This is a genomic window from Stenotrophomonas maltophilia, assembly GCF_013464485.1.
GTDB lineage: Bacteria > Pseudomonadota > Gammaproteobacteria > Xanthomonadales > Xanthomonadaceae > Stenotrophomonas > Stenotrophomonas maltophilia_AW.
In genome coordinates, this window is record NZ_RAUX01000004.1 from 1 (window position 1) to 14,055 (window position 14,055).

Annotated in this window: 12 protein-coding genes; 2 read left to right on the forward strand and 10 right to left on the reverse strand. The window is 66.6% G+C overall.

What is annotated here, in order from left to right; all coding sequences use genetic code 11:
- Nucleotides 1-244: 244 nt before the first annotated feature.
- The 10 genes from D7Y61_RS01710 to mqo form a co-directional block, all read right to left on the reverse strand.
- Nucleotides 245-1,612: an SLC13 family permease gene (locus D7Y61_RS01710; RefSeq protein WP_180864735.1), complete on the reverse strand. Its 1,368-nt coding sequence runs from the start codon at nt 1,610-1,612 to the stop codon at nt 245-247.
- 104 nt (nt 1,613-1,716) lie between these two features.
- On the reverse strand, nt 1,717-2,637 hold the full coding sequence (mdcH, locus tag D7Y61_RS01715) for a malonate decarboxylase subunit epsilon (protein ID WP_180864736.1): 921 nt from the start codon (nt 2,635-2,637) through the stop codon (nt 1,717-1,719).
- Complete coding sequence (mdcB, locus tag D7Y61_RS01720) at nt 2,634-3,491, reverse strand: triphosphoribosyl-dephospho-CoA synthase MdcB (RefSeq protein ID WP_180864737.1); 858 nt, start codon at nt 3,489-3,491, stop codon at nt 2,634-2,636. The genes mdcH and mdcB overlap by 4 nt, the downstream gene beginning before the upstream one ends.
- Complete coding sequence (gene mdcG / locus D7Y61_RS01725; protein ID WP_180864738.1) at nt 3,488-4,129, reverse strand: malonate decarboxylase holo-[acyl-carrier-protein] synthase; 642 nt, start codon at nt 4,127-4,129, stop codon at nt 3,488-3,490. Before mdcG ends, mdcB begins: the two co-directional genes overlap by 4 nt.
- On the reverse strand, nt 4,122-4,832 hold the full coding sequence (gene mdcE / locus D7Y61_RS01730; protein ID WP_180864739.1) for a biotin-independent malonate decarboxylase subunit gamma: 711 nt from the start codon (nt 4,830-4,832) through the stop codon (nt 4,122-4,124). The genes mdcG and mdcE overlap by 8 nt, the downstream gene beginning before the upstream one ends.
- Nucleotides 4,829-5,737 carry a biotin-independent malonate decarboxylase subunit beta gene (locus D7Y61_RS01735; RefSeq protein WP_180864740.1) on the reverse strand — a complete coding sequence of 303 codons (909 nt, stop codon included), beginning with the start codon at nt 5,735-5,737 and terminating at the stop codon, nt 4,829-4,831. The genes mdcE and D7Y61_RS01735 overlap by 4 nt, the downstream gene beginning before the upstream one ends.
- Nucleotides 5,734-6,054 (reverse strand): malonate decarboxylase acyl carrier protein, encoded by a 321-nt coding sequence (mdcC, locus tag D7Y61_RS01740; protein WP_180864741.1) that lies wholly within the window; start codon nt 6,052-6,054, stop codon nt 5,734-5,736. The genes D7Y61_RS01735 and mdcC overlap by 4 nt, the downstream gene beginning before the upstream one ends.
- A 10-nt stretch (nt 6,055-6,064) precedes the next feature.
- Entirely contained in the window at nt 6,065-7,708 is a 1,644-nt protein-coding gene (gene mdcA / locus D7Y61_RS01745) for a malonate decarboxylase subunit alpha (RefSeq protein WP_180864742.1), read from the reverse strand.
- Nucleotides 7,709-7,929: 221 nt separating this feature from the next.
- Complete coding sequence (locus D7Y61_RS01750; RefSeq protein ID WP_180864743.1) at nt 7,930-10,122, reverse strand: TonB-dependent siderophore receptor; 2,193 nt, start codon at nt 10,120-10,122, stop codon at nt 7,930-7,932.
- Nucleotides 10,123-10,444: 322 nt separating this feature from the next.
- Nucleotides 10,445-12,139, reverse strand: a complete 1,695-nt coding sequence (gene mqo, locus D7Y61_RS01755; protein WP_180864744.1) for a malate dehydrogenase (quinone) — start codon at nt 12,137-12,139, stop codon at nt 10,445-10,447.
- A gap of 221 nt (nt 12,140-12,360) precedes the next feature.
- Between mqo and D7Y61_RS01760 the strand changes: the two genes are divergently transcribed.
- Together D7Y61_RS01760 and D7Y61_RS01765 are read left to right on the forward strand one after the other, a co-directional pair.
- Complete coding sequence (locus D7Y61_RS01760) at nt 12,361-13,449, forward strand: PAAR domain-containing protein (RefSeq protein WP_258010185.1); 1,089 nt, start codon at nt 12,361-12,363, stop codon at nt 13,447-13,449.
- Nucleotides 13,450-13,511: 62 nt separating this feature from the next.
- Complete coding sequence (locus tag D7Y61_RS01765) at nt 13,512-13,937, forward strand: hypothetical protein (protein WP_180864746.1); 426 nt, start codon at nt 13,512-13,514, stop codon at nt 13,935-13,937.
- Nucleotides 13,938-14,055 lie beyond the last annotated feature (118 nt).

Consider the following 14,055-nt stretch of genomic DNA (forward strand, 5'->3'; position numbering starts at 1 on the left):
GGGGCGGCTGGGGGGCGGCTGGGTAGAGTCGACTGTTAGTCGACTATCGCGCGCAGCGCGGGGATTTTCGCCGTCGGAACGAAGAGCAGTCGACTGACAGTCGACTCTACCCAGTCGACTATCGCGCGCAGCGCGGGGATTTTCGCCGTCGGAACGAAGAGCAGTCGACTGACGGTCGACTCTACCCAGGCGACGCCAACCCGCTTGCAGGGCGCCGGAATGGTCCGGCGCCCCACGCACCTGCCTACATCCAGCCCGGCACCACGAACACCAGCCACGCCAGCAACGGACCGAACACCACCACCAGCCCGCTGTAGACCAGAAAGCGGCGGAACAGGGTTTCGCGCTCTTCCTTCGCTGCCGAGGCCACCACCAGGGCGCCATTGGTCGAGAACGGGCTGACATCGACGATGGTGGACGACACCGCCAGTGCGCAGATCACACCGGCTGCACTGAGATGGCCCTGCATCAGGAACGGCACGGCCAGTGGAATCGTGGCGCCCAGTACCGCCGCCGACGAGGCGAAGGCAGACACGATGCCGCCGACGTAGCAGACCAGCAGCGCGCCCAGCAGCGGGATACCAATACTGGAAACCCCATGGCCGATGAAGTCCACCGCGCCGGCGTGTTCCAGCACACCGATGTAGGTCACCACGCCACAGATCAGCAGCACGGTGGACCAGCTGATGCCATCGACCGCGCCCTTCTGGCTCTGTGGCGACAGCAGCGCCAGCGCCACCGCCACGGTGATCGAGACTAGGCCGACGTTGAGGTTGTAGATCAGCGCGGCAACGCCCAGGCCCAGCAGGCCGATCAGGGTGAACAGCCGCTCACGGGTCAGGTTCACCGCATCCAGCGCCACCGGATCATTGGACAGGGTGCCTCCGCCAGCGGCAACCAGTGCGCCGTGGCCTTCGATGGCGAACTGGCGCAATGATGCCTGCGGGCCACCGGCCATTGCCAGCTCGGCATTGCCGATCGTTCCGGCCGCGGTGATCGAGCCGCGCCGCAGCAGAGCGATGCCACCGAAGGCGAAGAAGCAGATCGTGGCCATCATGAAGTTGAAGCCGAGACTGGTCAGGAACACCGCCATTTCAGTTACTTCCAGCCCGGCTTTCTGCACCACGCCGTTGGTGATGCTGCCGTACACGCTGATCGGCGAGAAACCGCCGGCCTGCGCACCGTGGATCACCAGCAGGCCCATCATCAGCGGGTTGATGTTGTATTGCTTGGCAAAGCGCAGCGCGACCGGCCCGATGATCGCCACCGCGGCAGGGCCGAGTGCGCCGAAGGCGGTGAGGACCGCGGTGATCACGAACATCACCCACGGAATGGCCACGATATGACCGCGCACCGCTTTCACTGCCCAGTGCACCAGCAGGTCGATGGTGCCGTTTTTCTGCGCGATGGCGAACAGGTAGGTGATGCCGACCAGGGTCAGGAACAGATCGCCGGGGAATCCGGCCAGGACCTCCTTGCCCCCCATGTCGACCCACAGGCCGCCAATGATGAAGGCCAGCGCGAAAGCGACAGCTCCCATGTTGATCGGCATCGCCGTGGCGACGATGAACATGATCACCAGACCGATGATCGTTGCGATTTGTGGACTCATGCGCCCTCCCAGACACGTGACTCACGTACAGCGCGGATGGAGACCCGCCATCCCGGGGTAAGGCGACGTACTGCGTGTTGCGTGATACGTACTGCTCGAACCCGTTACTGCAGCCGCTCCAGCGCGCTGCGGACCCATGCCGCGGCGCCTTCCAGGCTCTGGAACTCTTCCACCGCGCGAACTTCGCAGCACGGGTAGGACGGCGCGACCATGCGCGCCAGTGCATTGCCCGGGCCCAGCTGCAGGAACACCCGCGCGCCGCGCTCGAAGGCCTGGCGCATCACATGCGCCCATTCGATGGTCTGGGCCAGCTGTGCCGACAGGGTGTGCACCGCTGCCGCGCGATCACGTACCGGCCGTGCATCGATACCGGCCAGCAGCGTCAGGCGTGGGGCCTGCAGCGCAGAGGCATCGAGGGCCGCAGTGAACGGTTCGACTGCCGCTGCCAGCAGCGGTGTGTGCGCCGGCACGTGCACCGGCAGCGGACGGATGTCCGCACCCTGTGCACGTGCCGCATCGGCCAGGCCCCGCAGCGAGGCATGGGTGCCGCCCACGATGAAATGGTCCTGGCCGTTGGCAATGGCCACGTATGCGCCCTGTGCATCGCACAGTGGCTGCAGGCTGCGGCGGTCCAGGCCGAGCACCGCCTGCAGGCCTGCATCGGCGGGGCTGGCGTTGTCCATCAGCTGTGCGCGCCGAGCGGCGAGCGCCAGGCAGGTGGCGGCATCAACGCTGCCGGCGATCGCATGCGCGGCCAGTTCACCGATGCTGTAGCCGGCCACCAGCACCGGTGCAGGTACCACTTCGCGAAGTCCCTGCCAGTGTGCCAGCGTCGCGGCACACAGCAGGGGTTGCGCGAGTGCATTGTCGAAGCGCGATGCATCAGCGGCTGCCGCGAAGACGTCGCGTCCAAGCACCGCGCTGGCAGCCTCCAGTACGTCGCGCGTGGCCGGCAGGTCGCGCACGCGATCAAACATTGCTGCATGCTGCGCGCCTTGCCCGGGGCAGAGCAGGGCAAGGCTCATACGCCCTCCTGCTGCAGCAGGAACCAGCTGCAGGCGAGCAGATCGGCACTGCCACCGGGGCTGAGGCGGCGCGCGACGAAGCGCTCGCCGACGCTCTGCAGGCGTGCTTGCCAGCCGACTGCGAAGACGCCGCCGGTCCGCAGAAAACTGCGCGCCTGCTGCTGGGCCCAGTGCAGGCCATCGGCGCCGCCACGGTGCAGCAGGTTGAGGTCATCGATGTGCGCGACCAGCTGCATCAGGGTCTGGCACAGGGCCGCATCGCGCGGCAGGCCTTCTTCCAACGCTTGGCGCAGCGTGGGCACCGCCAGTTCGCGCAGCACAGGGTAACCGGCAGCGGCCTGTTCGCGGACACCCGGCACGCCATGGCGCACGCGTGCCCGCTGGCCCGGGCTCTGCGCATCCAGCGGTGCACCGGCGAAATCGTTGGCCCAGTGCTGCACGCCCAGGCAGACTCCCACAGCGGATACAGGCTGGCCCCGCTGGCGTCGGCAGCGGGCAGCGGACGCGACCAGCAGGCCGAGGCTGAAGATCGCACCCCGATGGGTATTGATGGCGCCGGTGGCGCGCAGCATCGCGGTTTCGGCGGCAATGCCGTGTGTGCGCAGCCGTGCGAATGGCGCATCGTTGGCACCGGCGTGGGCGATCGACGTGAAGTAGTGGCGCAGGGCAAACAGGCTGCGCAGGAATGTGCCGGCGTCCATGTCGTCATGGCTTCCGGTATCAAACGGAGTGACCAGGCCCGGTTTGGGAGCCAGTGCCAGTTCCACATGCAGGCTGGCGATGGCCAGGCGGCCCAGTCGCGCGCTGTCGACCGCATCTGCATCCGGCGGGTGGGAAGGCAAGACCGCACTCACGCTACCACTCCGTTTGCCTCGAACAGGCGCTCACGGACGTGCAGTGCAGCACCCTCCAAGCGCTTTACCAGTACCTGGCGGCTGTCACCGGCAAACTCGCGCCAGTTCACCGCGCCGCCATCAGGCAGACACAGTTCGCCATCGACGCGACGGGCATGCTCGTGCTCCCAGGCGTTCAGGTGTGCGGCAAGTGCATCGGCCTGCGTACGGCTCTCAACCTGCCACAGCAGGTCGATGTCCGAGCGTGCGTGCACATAGGGCAGGCCGCTGAGGTGCTGCCATGCGAAGGCGCCGAACACGCGTGCCGGTGCAATGCGCGCCACTGCGCGCAGGGCCCTTTGCCAATCGGTTGGCACACCCGTGGTGAGTACCGCGTCCAGTGCCGGTGGCAACTGCAGGCGCTGCACATCCTGCAGCGGCACACGCAGCGCAAGGCGCAGCTTGCCCTCGTTCGGCGGCAGCGGCACACCTAGGCGCAGGCGCGGGTCGGGGTCATCCGCGGCGCGGCGCGCCACCATCGCCGGCAGGCCCTGCGCGAACCACGCTGCCAGGCGCGGTTCCTGCGCAGCCACGTCGGCGCGCCAGTCGGCGTTGGCCGACAGCCAGGCCAGCGTATGGCGGGCGGGCTGCTCAGGCATCGCCGCGGGCCACGGCAGCGGAAACGCCCGCCGTCAGCACTCGGCCGCCACGAAGCGCCCCCAGCGCCGCACGCGCATCGCCTTCGGCAGGCGTGCGCAGCGCCTGCAGCAGGTGCTGGGCAAGATCGCCGTCCCACAGTGATTGCACCGCACCCATCGCAACGTAGTTGGCCACGCCCGGCGCGAATACCGGCGAGCTCTGGCTGAGCGCCTGCAGCTTTTCCAGCGGCTGCTTGGTCACTCGCGCCATCGCACGCAGGTCCATCACGCGTACCTGTGCATCGGGCAGGGCATGGATGTGGTCGGCCATCAGGCCGAAGGACAGGAAGCCACCACTCACCGATTCGCCGTACACCAGGGTGACCAGGCGCGCACCACGGCGGCGGGCCAGATCGAGGGTCTGCGCGAGGTGCGCGAAGTAGCCGTTGATGCCCAGCAGTTCATCGCGACGGGCCAGGCGCTGGCCGGCGGTGTCGGCCAGCATAACGATCGGCCGTTGCGGGTGGGTGGCGGTGCTGGCCAGCACGGTGTCGGCCAGCGCAAGCGCGTGGTCGACACCGACCTCGATGCGGTCGGTGGTGCCGATCACGGTCACCTCGCCATCGTCGGTGGTCGCGCTGCCGGTCAGCACCGAATCGTTCACGGCAATGGCGTGCCCACGCGGGAACAGGGCGTCGAGCAGGGTCTGCAGCGGGGCGGTCATGGCAGTCTCCTGTCGGCGGTGGCGGCAAGGAAGGCGTCGGTGTCCAGCAGAGGCAGTCGTTCGGGTCCGGCGATGCCCTGGCGGGCCCAGATCTCCAGGCCATCGCGGCAATCGCCCCAGGCCTGCACGCGGGCTTTCAGCGCGGCGTGGCGTGCCTGCAGGGCGGCCAATGCAGTCTCGGTATCGCTGCTGGCGGCATCGGGCTGCAGCGCATCGCTTGCGGCCTGTGCGAACGCTTCGATGGCGTCGGGCACCAGCACCTGCACCTGGTCGATCAGATAGCGGTGCTTGCCGCCGGTCACCCGCCAGACCAGCGCGCGGTCACGCGAGTCGAATTCCTCCACGCCGCGTACGGTCTCGATCACTTCCGGCCCGGACAGCGACAGCCGGCCTTCCTCGGACATGATCACCGTGGTGCAGCAGCGCGCGACGATGCCCATGCCGCCGAATGCACCGTTGCCGCTGCCGATCAGCGCGACGACCGGCACGCCGGCCGCGCGTGCGCCCAAGGTGGCACGCATGATTTCGGAAATGGCGATCAGCCCGGCGTTGGCTTCATGCAGGCGCACACCGCCGGTATCGAGCAGCAGCAGCACGCCATCGGGGCGGGTTTTCTCCGCGCGACGCAGCAGGCCGGTCAGCTTGGCGCCGTGCACTTCGCCCACGCCGCCGCCCATGAATTCACCCTGCTGTGCGGCCAGCAGCACGCGTCTGCGCTGCAGCGTGGCTTCGCCGACGACGATGCCATCGTCGAAGGCCGCCGGCTGGTCCAACTGGGCCAGGTGCGGGCTCATCATCCGCCGCGCTGGGCCGAGGAATTCACGGAACGAACCGGCGTCGACCAGGCCGGCGATACGCTTGCGCGCATCGGCTTCGTAGTAACTGTGGCGCTGCGCCCGGTTCATCGTGGATCTCCAGCAAGCAGGGTTTCCACGGCCTGGTCCAGGCGCAGGCTGACCACGGCCGGGGTCGCGCCGGCATCGTTGATGGATACGCGCACGTCGCGCAGCGGATGGCGCTGGGCGAAATCGCTGATCACTGCCTGCCAGATGGTGCCGAAACCCTGCGCGGCGGTGATGATGCGCACCGTCATCGCACCGTCCTGCGCTGCCGGTTCCAGCAGGATCTCCAGGTTGCCCGAGGCCAGCACGCCGACCAGCACCGCGTCGCGCGGGAACTGCACGGCGGTGCGGCCTTCGAAGCGATAGTCGAGGGTTTCCATGCTCTGTCCCTTACCAGTTGCGGAAGCGTTTGGGCGGTTCGTACAGGCCGCCGGACCAGCGCACCAGGTCCTTCACCGAGCGCGCTGCCAGCAGGTCGCGGCTGGCATCGCGCGGCGAAATGCCCAGGTCTTCCGGGCGGCGGATCACACCACGGTCGCGCAGGTTTTCCACCATTGCGCGGTCACGGCCAAGGCCGACGGCGGTGTAGCCGGACACGCCGCGTATCGCCTGTTCGCGTTCTTCCGGCGTGCGGCACAGCAGCAGGTTGGCGATGCCTTCCTCGGTCAGCACATGGCTGACGTCGTCGCCGTAGATCATCACCGGCGGCAGCGGCATCTGTGCGCGCTCGGCCAGTTCCCAGGCATCCAGGCGGTCGACGAAGGCCGGCGCCATGTGTTCGCGGAAGGTTTCCACCATCTGCACCACCAGCTTGCGCCCGCGCGGCATCTCGCCGGGCCGCGCGGCCTGCTGGCCGGCCTTGATCCAGGCCTCGCTGGCATGGCGGCGGCCGCGTGCGTCCGAGCCCATGTTCGGTGCGCCGCCGAAACCGGCGATGCGGTCGCGGGTGGCGGTGGAGCTGTTGCCCTGCAGGTCGATCTGCAATGTGGAACCGATGAACATGTCGCAGGCATACAGGCCGGCGGTCTGCGAGAAGGCGCGGTTGGAACGCATCGAGCCATCGGCGCCGGTGAAGAACACATCGCCTCGCGCGGCGATGTACTTCTCCATGCCCAGTTCCGAACCGAACGAATGCACTGATCTGACGAAGCCCGATTCGATGGCCGGAATCAGAGCCGGGTGTGGGTTCAACGCCCAGTGCTGGCAGATTTTTCCCTTCAGACCGAGTGACTCGGCGTAGGTAGGCAGCAGCAGTTCGATCGCCGCCGTGTCGAAGCCGATGCCATGGTTGAGCCGGTTCACGCCGTACTCGGCGTAGATGCCCTTGATCGCCATCATCGCCATCAACACCTGGATCTCGGAGATCTGCACCGGGTCGCGGGTGAACAACGGTTCGATATGGTTCGGCTTCGGTGCCTGCACCACGAAGTTGACCCAGTCGGCCGGGATATCGACGCGGGGGAGGGTATCGACGATCTCGTTGACCTGGGCGATGACGATGCCGCCGCCGAACGCGGTGGCTTCGACGATCACCGGGGTGTCCTCGGTGTTCGGGCCGGTGTAGAGGTTGCCGTGGCGGTCGGCGGCCTGTGCCGCCACCAGGGCCACGCGCGGAGTCAGGTCGATGAAGTAGCGGCCGAACAGTTCCAGGTAGGTGTGGATGGCGCCGATCTGGATGCGCCCTTCGGCCACCAGGTTGGCAAGCCGCACCGACTGCGGGCCGGAGAATGAGAAGTCCAGTTTCGAGGCGATGCCGCGCTCGAACACATCCAGGTGCGAGGGCAGCGACAGCACCGACTGCACCATGTGCAGGTCGTGCACGCGGGCCGGGTCAAGGTCGGCCAGGGCCTGGGCGAGAAAATCGGCCTGCTTCTGGTTGTTGCCCTCCAGGCAGACCTTGTCGCCTGGCTCCAGCAGTGCATGCAGCAGCTCGCCCACGTCGCCGGCAGCGACCTCGCGTCCTCGAGCCCACGGCGCGGCACGTTCCAGGCGCGCCTGCCGGCTGCGTTCCAACGTATCCCAGCTCGGGTTCATCGACCGGCTTCCGATTGGTGTCAATGTAATTACTGCATAATTATGAAGATGGCCGCAACCTGCAGTGCAGCAAAAAAAGAAGGGCCCGCGCGGAGGCGGGCCCATTCAGGTTGCAATGCAGGGTGACCCGCATCGATCCGGGTAGTTCCGGCCGCKGGCCGGCTCCACGCGATGCAGGGTGTTGKAACCGGCCWGCGGCCGGTTCTACCGTTTGCAGTTGCTCAGAACTTCCAGCGCAGGCTGGCCGACACGAAGCGCGGCTCGCCGAAGTTGTTGTAGTCCAGGTTGGCCCAGTAGGTCTTGTCCAGCGCGTTGCGCACGCTCAGCGTCGCCGTCCAGTTGTCGCTGATGCGGTAGTTGGCGTTGAACTGCACCAGCGAGTACGCCGGCTGGTTCACCGTGACCGTGCCGCCCAGCGGGTAGGCGATGTTGTAGCCCTGCACCTTGCTCTGCCACTGCACGCCGCCACCGATGCTCAGTCGCTCCAGCGCGCCGCGCAGCTGCAGTTGCGTGTTGAGCTGCAGCAGGTCCTTGGGCGGGTTGGCGTACAGCAGGTCGGTGGCGGCGCGGGTCACCTTGACGTGGGTGTAGCCGGCGTTGACCGTCCAGCCCGGCAGGATCTCGCCGTTGACGTCGATTTCCCAGCCACGCGCCTTGGTCCCGTTGACGCCGATGAAAGCCGAGGTGCCATCGCTCAGCGAGCCTTCCGGCACGCCCATGTCACGCACCGCGTAGTTGTCCTGCTTGGCTTCGAACACCGCTGCATTCGCGGTCAGGCGCCCATCGAACCACTGCGTCTTGACGCCTGCCTCCAGGTTCGAGCCCTGCACCGGTGCCAGCAGGTTCTCGTTGCGGTCCTTGTAGTTCTGCGGATTGAAGATCTCGGTGTAGCTGGCGTAGGCCGACACGTTGGGGGTGATGTCGTAGACCAGGCCCACGTACGGGGTGACTTCATCGCTCACCTTGTAGGCGCCGCTGGTACCGGTATAAGCGCCTGCCGCGTTGTAGGAGCGGCTGAGCGTTTCCCAGCGGCTCAGCCGCGCACCGGCAATGAGCGACAGCGGATCGGCCAGGCGCAGGCGGGTGGCCAGGTAGACGCCGCTCTGCGTGGTCTTGGCTACGCGGCGTGCGCCGGTACGGCGGTAGGTCACCTCGGAGATGTCACCGTTCCAGGTGTAGACGTTGGGAATGTAGTAGCAGCGTTCGCTGCCACAGCGCGCCCAGTCGGTCGGGAAGTTCAGTGCCAGGGTATTTGTCGTGCCTTCCAGGTCCGACCACTGCGCGCCCACGGTGAGGTCGTGCTCGCGGCCGAACAGGTCGAAGCTGCCGGTCAGGTAGGCATCGACGTTGCGGCGGGTATCCTTGGAATCACCGGCGGCTGCACGCAGGAAGATGCCCGAGCCGGTGACCGGGTCCGGGTTGCCGGTGCCGTACAGCCGCACGTTCTGCACGTTGCCGCGGGTGTAGGCGGTGTTGATCTTCAACAGCCAGTTGTCGCCGAAACGCTGTTCCAGGTTGGCGAAGGCGGTGTTGCTCTCGCGCTTCCAGTAGCTCCACTTCGGCGACAGGTTGGTCGAGCGCGGCAGGTGCGCGAAATTGCCGCGGTTGTCGAAGAACGGCACGGTGCCCCAGGTCGAGCCGGTCGGGTTGTTGTCCTGGCTCTGGTAACCCAGGGTGATCGTGGTGCTGTCGGTGACGTCGCCTTCCAGTACCGCCATGCCGGCCATCTTGTTCTCGTCGTAACGGTCGTAATACAGGCCACGATCGGTGTAGGCGGCGACCACGCGGCTGCGGAAGCGGCCGTCGGCGGTCAGCGGTGCGGTCACGTCGGCTTCCATGCGGCGGTAGTCCCAGCTGCCGGCGCTGACCGCAAACGACGCATCGAACTCCTTGCCCGGGCGCTTGCGCAGCAGGTTGACCGTGGCCGACGGCACGCCAGCGCCACTGAGCAGGCCGTTGGCGCCGCGGATCACTTCGATGCGGTCGTAGAAGGCGGTGTCGTACTCCTGGTTGGTCGAACCGCTGTAGGTAGGAATGCCGTCGACCTGGAAGTCGGTGATGGCAAAGCCACGTGCGTAGTACAGCGGTCGCTGGGTGTCATAGAAGGACACGCTGACGCCGGTCACATTGCGCATCACGTCATTGATGCTGAACAGCGATTCGTCCTGCAGGCGCTTCAGGCTGATCGCGGTGGCCGACTGCGGGGTCTCCTGCAGGGTGATCGGCAGGCGCGTAGTGCTGGATGGCGGAGCGGACTGCTCGGCACGGACGCTGACCCGGTCCAGGGTCTTGGCATCGGCGGCGCCATCGGCAGCGGCAAATGCGCTGGGCGCGGCCAGCAGGGACAGCGACGAAAGCAGGGCAGCGGGCAGCAGCGCGCGGCGGGGCAGGCGGTCATGCAGGGGCGGGGACATGGTGGGCTCGAGGCTCGGAAGCGGGGAAGGGCGGCAACAGTCGTCCAGCACCCGGGCGGCGGCTTCGGGCACATCAGGTCCATCTGGGAGGGGCGCGGTCACTGCGCAGGGTGCAAATGTAAATAATTCTTAACAACATTACAATTCGCGTCATTGTGCAGCGGCTTTCCGGCACCGAGCATCGCCTCCTGTAGAGCCGAGCCATGCTCGGCTGCTTTTTGCTGCAGCGGAGCATGGGCTCGGCTCTACAGCAGGGAGCGGCCCAGACGCGAACGGCCACCCGAAGGTGGCCGTCCGTCAGCATCGCAGGGAACGAACAGGCTTACAGCGCCTGCAGTTCCTCGTTGGCGTTGCGCTTTTCCTTGGCCGGCGCCGGAGCCGCTGCCGGCACCGTTGCCGGTGCCGCCGCATTGGCGTCCACCGGTACCTCCAGGTACGGCAGCTTCAGGGTCTGGCTGGTCAGCGTGCGGATCTCGTTGACCAGCGCTGCGTTGTCGTTGAGCTTGCGCCCGTACGACGGCACGATCTCGCGCAGGCGGGTTTCCCAGCCGGCCTTCATCTGGCCCGGGAAGGCCTTGGCCATCAGGTCCAGCATGATCGGCGGCGAGGTCGACGCGCCCGGCGAAGCGCCGAGCAGCGCGGCGATGGTGTGGTCCCTGTCAGTCACGATCTCGGTACCGAACTGCAGTACCGGGCCCTTCAGCGGATCACGCTTGATGATCTGCACGCGCTGGCCGGCGGTGACCAGCTTCCAGTCGCCCGGCTTGGCATTGGGGAAGTACTTGACCAGCTCGGCCTGGCGGTCGGCATCGTTCAGGCGCGCCTGGCCCATCAGGTACTGCACCAGGTCCAGATTGTCCTTGCCCACTTCCAGCATCGGACCGACGTTGTTGTGGTTCACCGACGAGTACAGGTCCCACCACGAGCCGTGCTTGAGGAACTTGGTGCTGTACAGCGCGAACGGCCCGAACAGGACCACCGGCTTGCCGTCCAGCTTGCGCGCATCCAGGTGCGGCACCGACATCGGCGGCGAACCGGTTTCGGCCATGCCGTAGGCCTTCACGCCGTGCCGCGAGGTCACGTCCTGGCCCTGGAACGCGAGGAACTGGCCACCGACCGGGAAGCCGGCGTAGTCCTTCGATTCCGGAATGCCGGACATCTGCAGCAGCTTCAGCGCGGCGCCACCGGCACCGATGAACACAAAGCGGGCGTGGGTGGTGGACTCGGTGCCGGCCTTGAGGTCCTTCACCGTCACGTTCCAGCTCTTGTCGGCGTTCTGCCGCAGCGCGCTCACCTCATGGTTCAGGTGCAGGCTGAAGTTCGGGCTGCGCTGCAGGCCGGTGGTCAGCTGGCGGGTGATCACGCCGAAGTTGACGTCGGTGCCCAGCGGCATCCAGGTCGCGGCCACCTTCTGCTTCGGGTCACGGCCTTCCATCAGCAGCGGTGCCCACTGCTTGATCTGCGCCGGATCCTCGGAGTACTGCATGCCGTAGAACAGCGGGTTCTTCACCAGAGCCTGCTGGCGCTTGTGCAGGTAAGCGATGTTGTCATCGCCCCAGACGAAGCTCATGTGCGGGGTCGGGTTGATGAAGTCGCTGGGCTGGCTGAGCCGGCCTTGCTTGACCTGGTGCGACCAGAACTGGCGCGAGACCTCGAACGATTCGGCGATGCCGACCGCGCGCTTGGTCTCGATGCTGCCATCGGGCAGTTCCGGGGTGTAGTTCAGTTCGGCGAACGCCGAGTGGCCGGTGCCGGCGTTGTTCCAGCCGTCGGAGCTTTCACCGGCGACGCCGTCGAGGCGTTCGTAGACCTGGATGTTCCAGTCCGGCTGCAGTTCCTGCAGGTAGGTGGCCAGGGTGATGCTCATGATGCCGGCGCCGACCAGCACCACATCGACGGGCTTGTCGTTGCTGGCGGCGGGCACCGAGCGCTGGGTCAGCGGCCAGTACAGGAACAGCGCGGCGGCCAGCAACAGCAGCACGAGCAGGGCGAGCAGGGCCTTGCCAAATTTCTTCATGGGGGCGGGATCGTTGGCGGAGGGGAGGAGTTCAGGATGCGCATGGAGCAGGGAAAGGGCGTGAAGAAACAACGCTTTGCAGCATCCCGGGGAAGATTCTAACCGGAACAGGTCCTGTTTTTGTGCAATGCACCATCCTGTGGCCGTGCTGGTCAAGGTAGACTTGTCGGCTGATTGCGGACAACCACAGGCCACGGAGGGGCCGCGCGACGATGTCACGGATGCTGATCGTGGTAGGAGACGCCCTGCAGACGGGCGGTTCGGTGCTGACAGGTTCCCCGCATACGGACATCGAAGGCCGCGCCGTCGCGCGCGTCGGTGACCGGGTGATCTGCGCCCGCCACGGACCGGGTTCCATCGTCTCCGGCGACAGTACCCTGATCATCGACGGCCAGCCGGTTGCCCGCGACGGCGACAAGGCCAGCTGTGGCTGCGCGCTGATGGCCGGCAAGCAACAGCGCGCGCACGTGGCGGGTGGCGGCGGTGGTAGTGGGAGCGGTGCCGTGATGACCGCGGTAGCCGCGGCAGCCAAGGCGTTGCTGAAGACGCCACAGCTGCAGACGCCGGGGTTTGCGCCGCCAGGTACCCAGGCGCCGCAGTGCTGGGTAGACGATCATTCGTTGCGCGTATCCTGTGACGCCGATGGACGCTACTTCGAGAGCTATGCGCCGGAGGGAGATCGCTACGAGTACGATCTGCCGGTGAATTACCAGCTGGAGGTTCCGTTGTCTGCTGGCGGCGACATCGTGGTGAGGCTGAAAATCCGGCTCGTTGCGCAGGAGCGGATCAGCGCTGCCGAGGTCGCGGCGACGAAGCGCCGCATGACCGAAGGACTTGATGGATTCTGGAATGGGCAGTTCCGCCTCCAGATCACTGACGCGCCCTGCGGTTCGCGCACCTTCCCACTCCGGTTCGTTGCCGAGTTCGTCCCCTCCGGCGAGGATGTCGTCATGGAGCTCTACCGGCATACCACGCGTGCAGAAGTCTTTGCTGGACGCATCGCGATCGGCCTGAATTCAAGCGCGTGGGTCCACGCCCATGAATTCGCGCATTGCCTGGGCCTTCCCGACGAATACATCGACGAAGGCACGGAAAGCGGCACGATCAAGTACTTCCGGCCCGACGGCATCCTGGACAGCGCGGTTGTCACCACCCAGGCAAGCCGCACCGAGGACGATCCGGAGGCGACGATCATGTTCGCCCTGGACAGTACGCTGACCAAGCCCCGTCATGCGTGGGGGATCGCGCGTGAAGTGCGGGAACTGCTCACCGAAGCGATCGGGAGAGAGATCGTATGCGCCGTTTCGTAATCATCGTTGCCCTCATCCTGGCCCTGTCGCCCATGGCCGCTCACTCCCGGGAAGTACCAAGCATGATCCAGCTGTCCGCCCACTGCGCCGGTGGAGTACCGTGCCGTTTCAACGGCGAGCGTCTTGAAATCGAACTGGTTGTGCGCAACGCCGGCGCTGCCCCCGTCCCGTTCCCGGTGGACTATTACCTTGACCGGGGGCCGGTGTTGAAGCTGGTGGACAACCATTCGGGGAAGGAGCGTTCGCTGAGCAGAGGCCCCTCCAATCTGGCACTGATGGAAAAGATGCAAGCGCTGCAGCCGGGGCAGTCGATACGGATTCCGTGCGAGATTTTCCCGGCGGACATCGAGCGGTTCGCGCTGCGGCCGATCGACGTGAACGCGGTGCTCAGCGTCACGCCGACGCCCTCGCTTCCTGCCGCGCAGCTGCAGATGCACAGCGTCCAGCTGCGGATCGTGGATGCAAGGTCGGAAGCCGCTCGTCCCTGAGGCCGGAACGGACGGGCTGACATTTCCTCATCCGGTCCCCGGCGTCATCCTGGCGTTCACGCCCGGGTCGCTTGCCGGTCAATGAGCTGGAGCCGTTGGCGCCGGAGCAGCCTGTCCG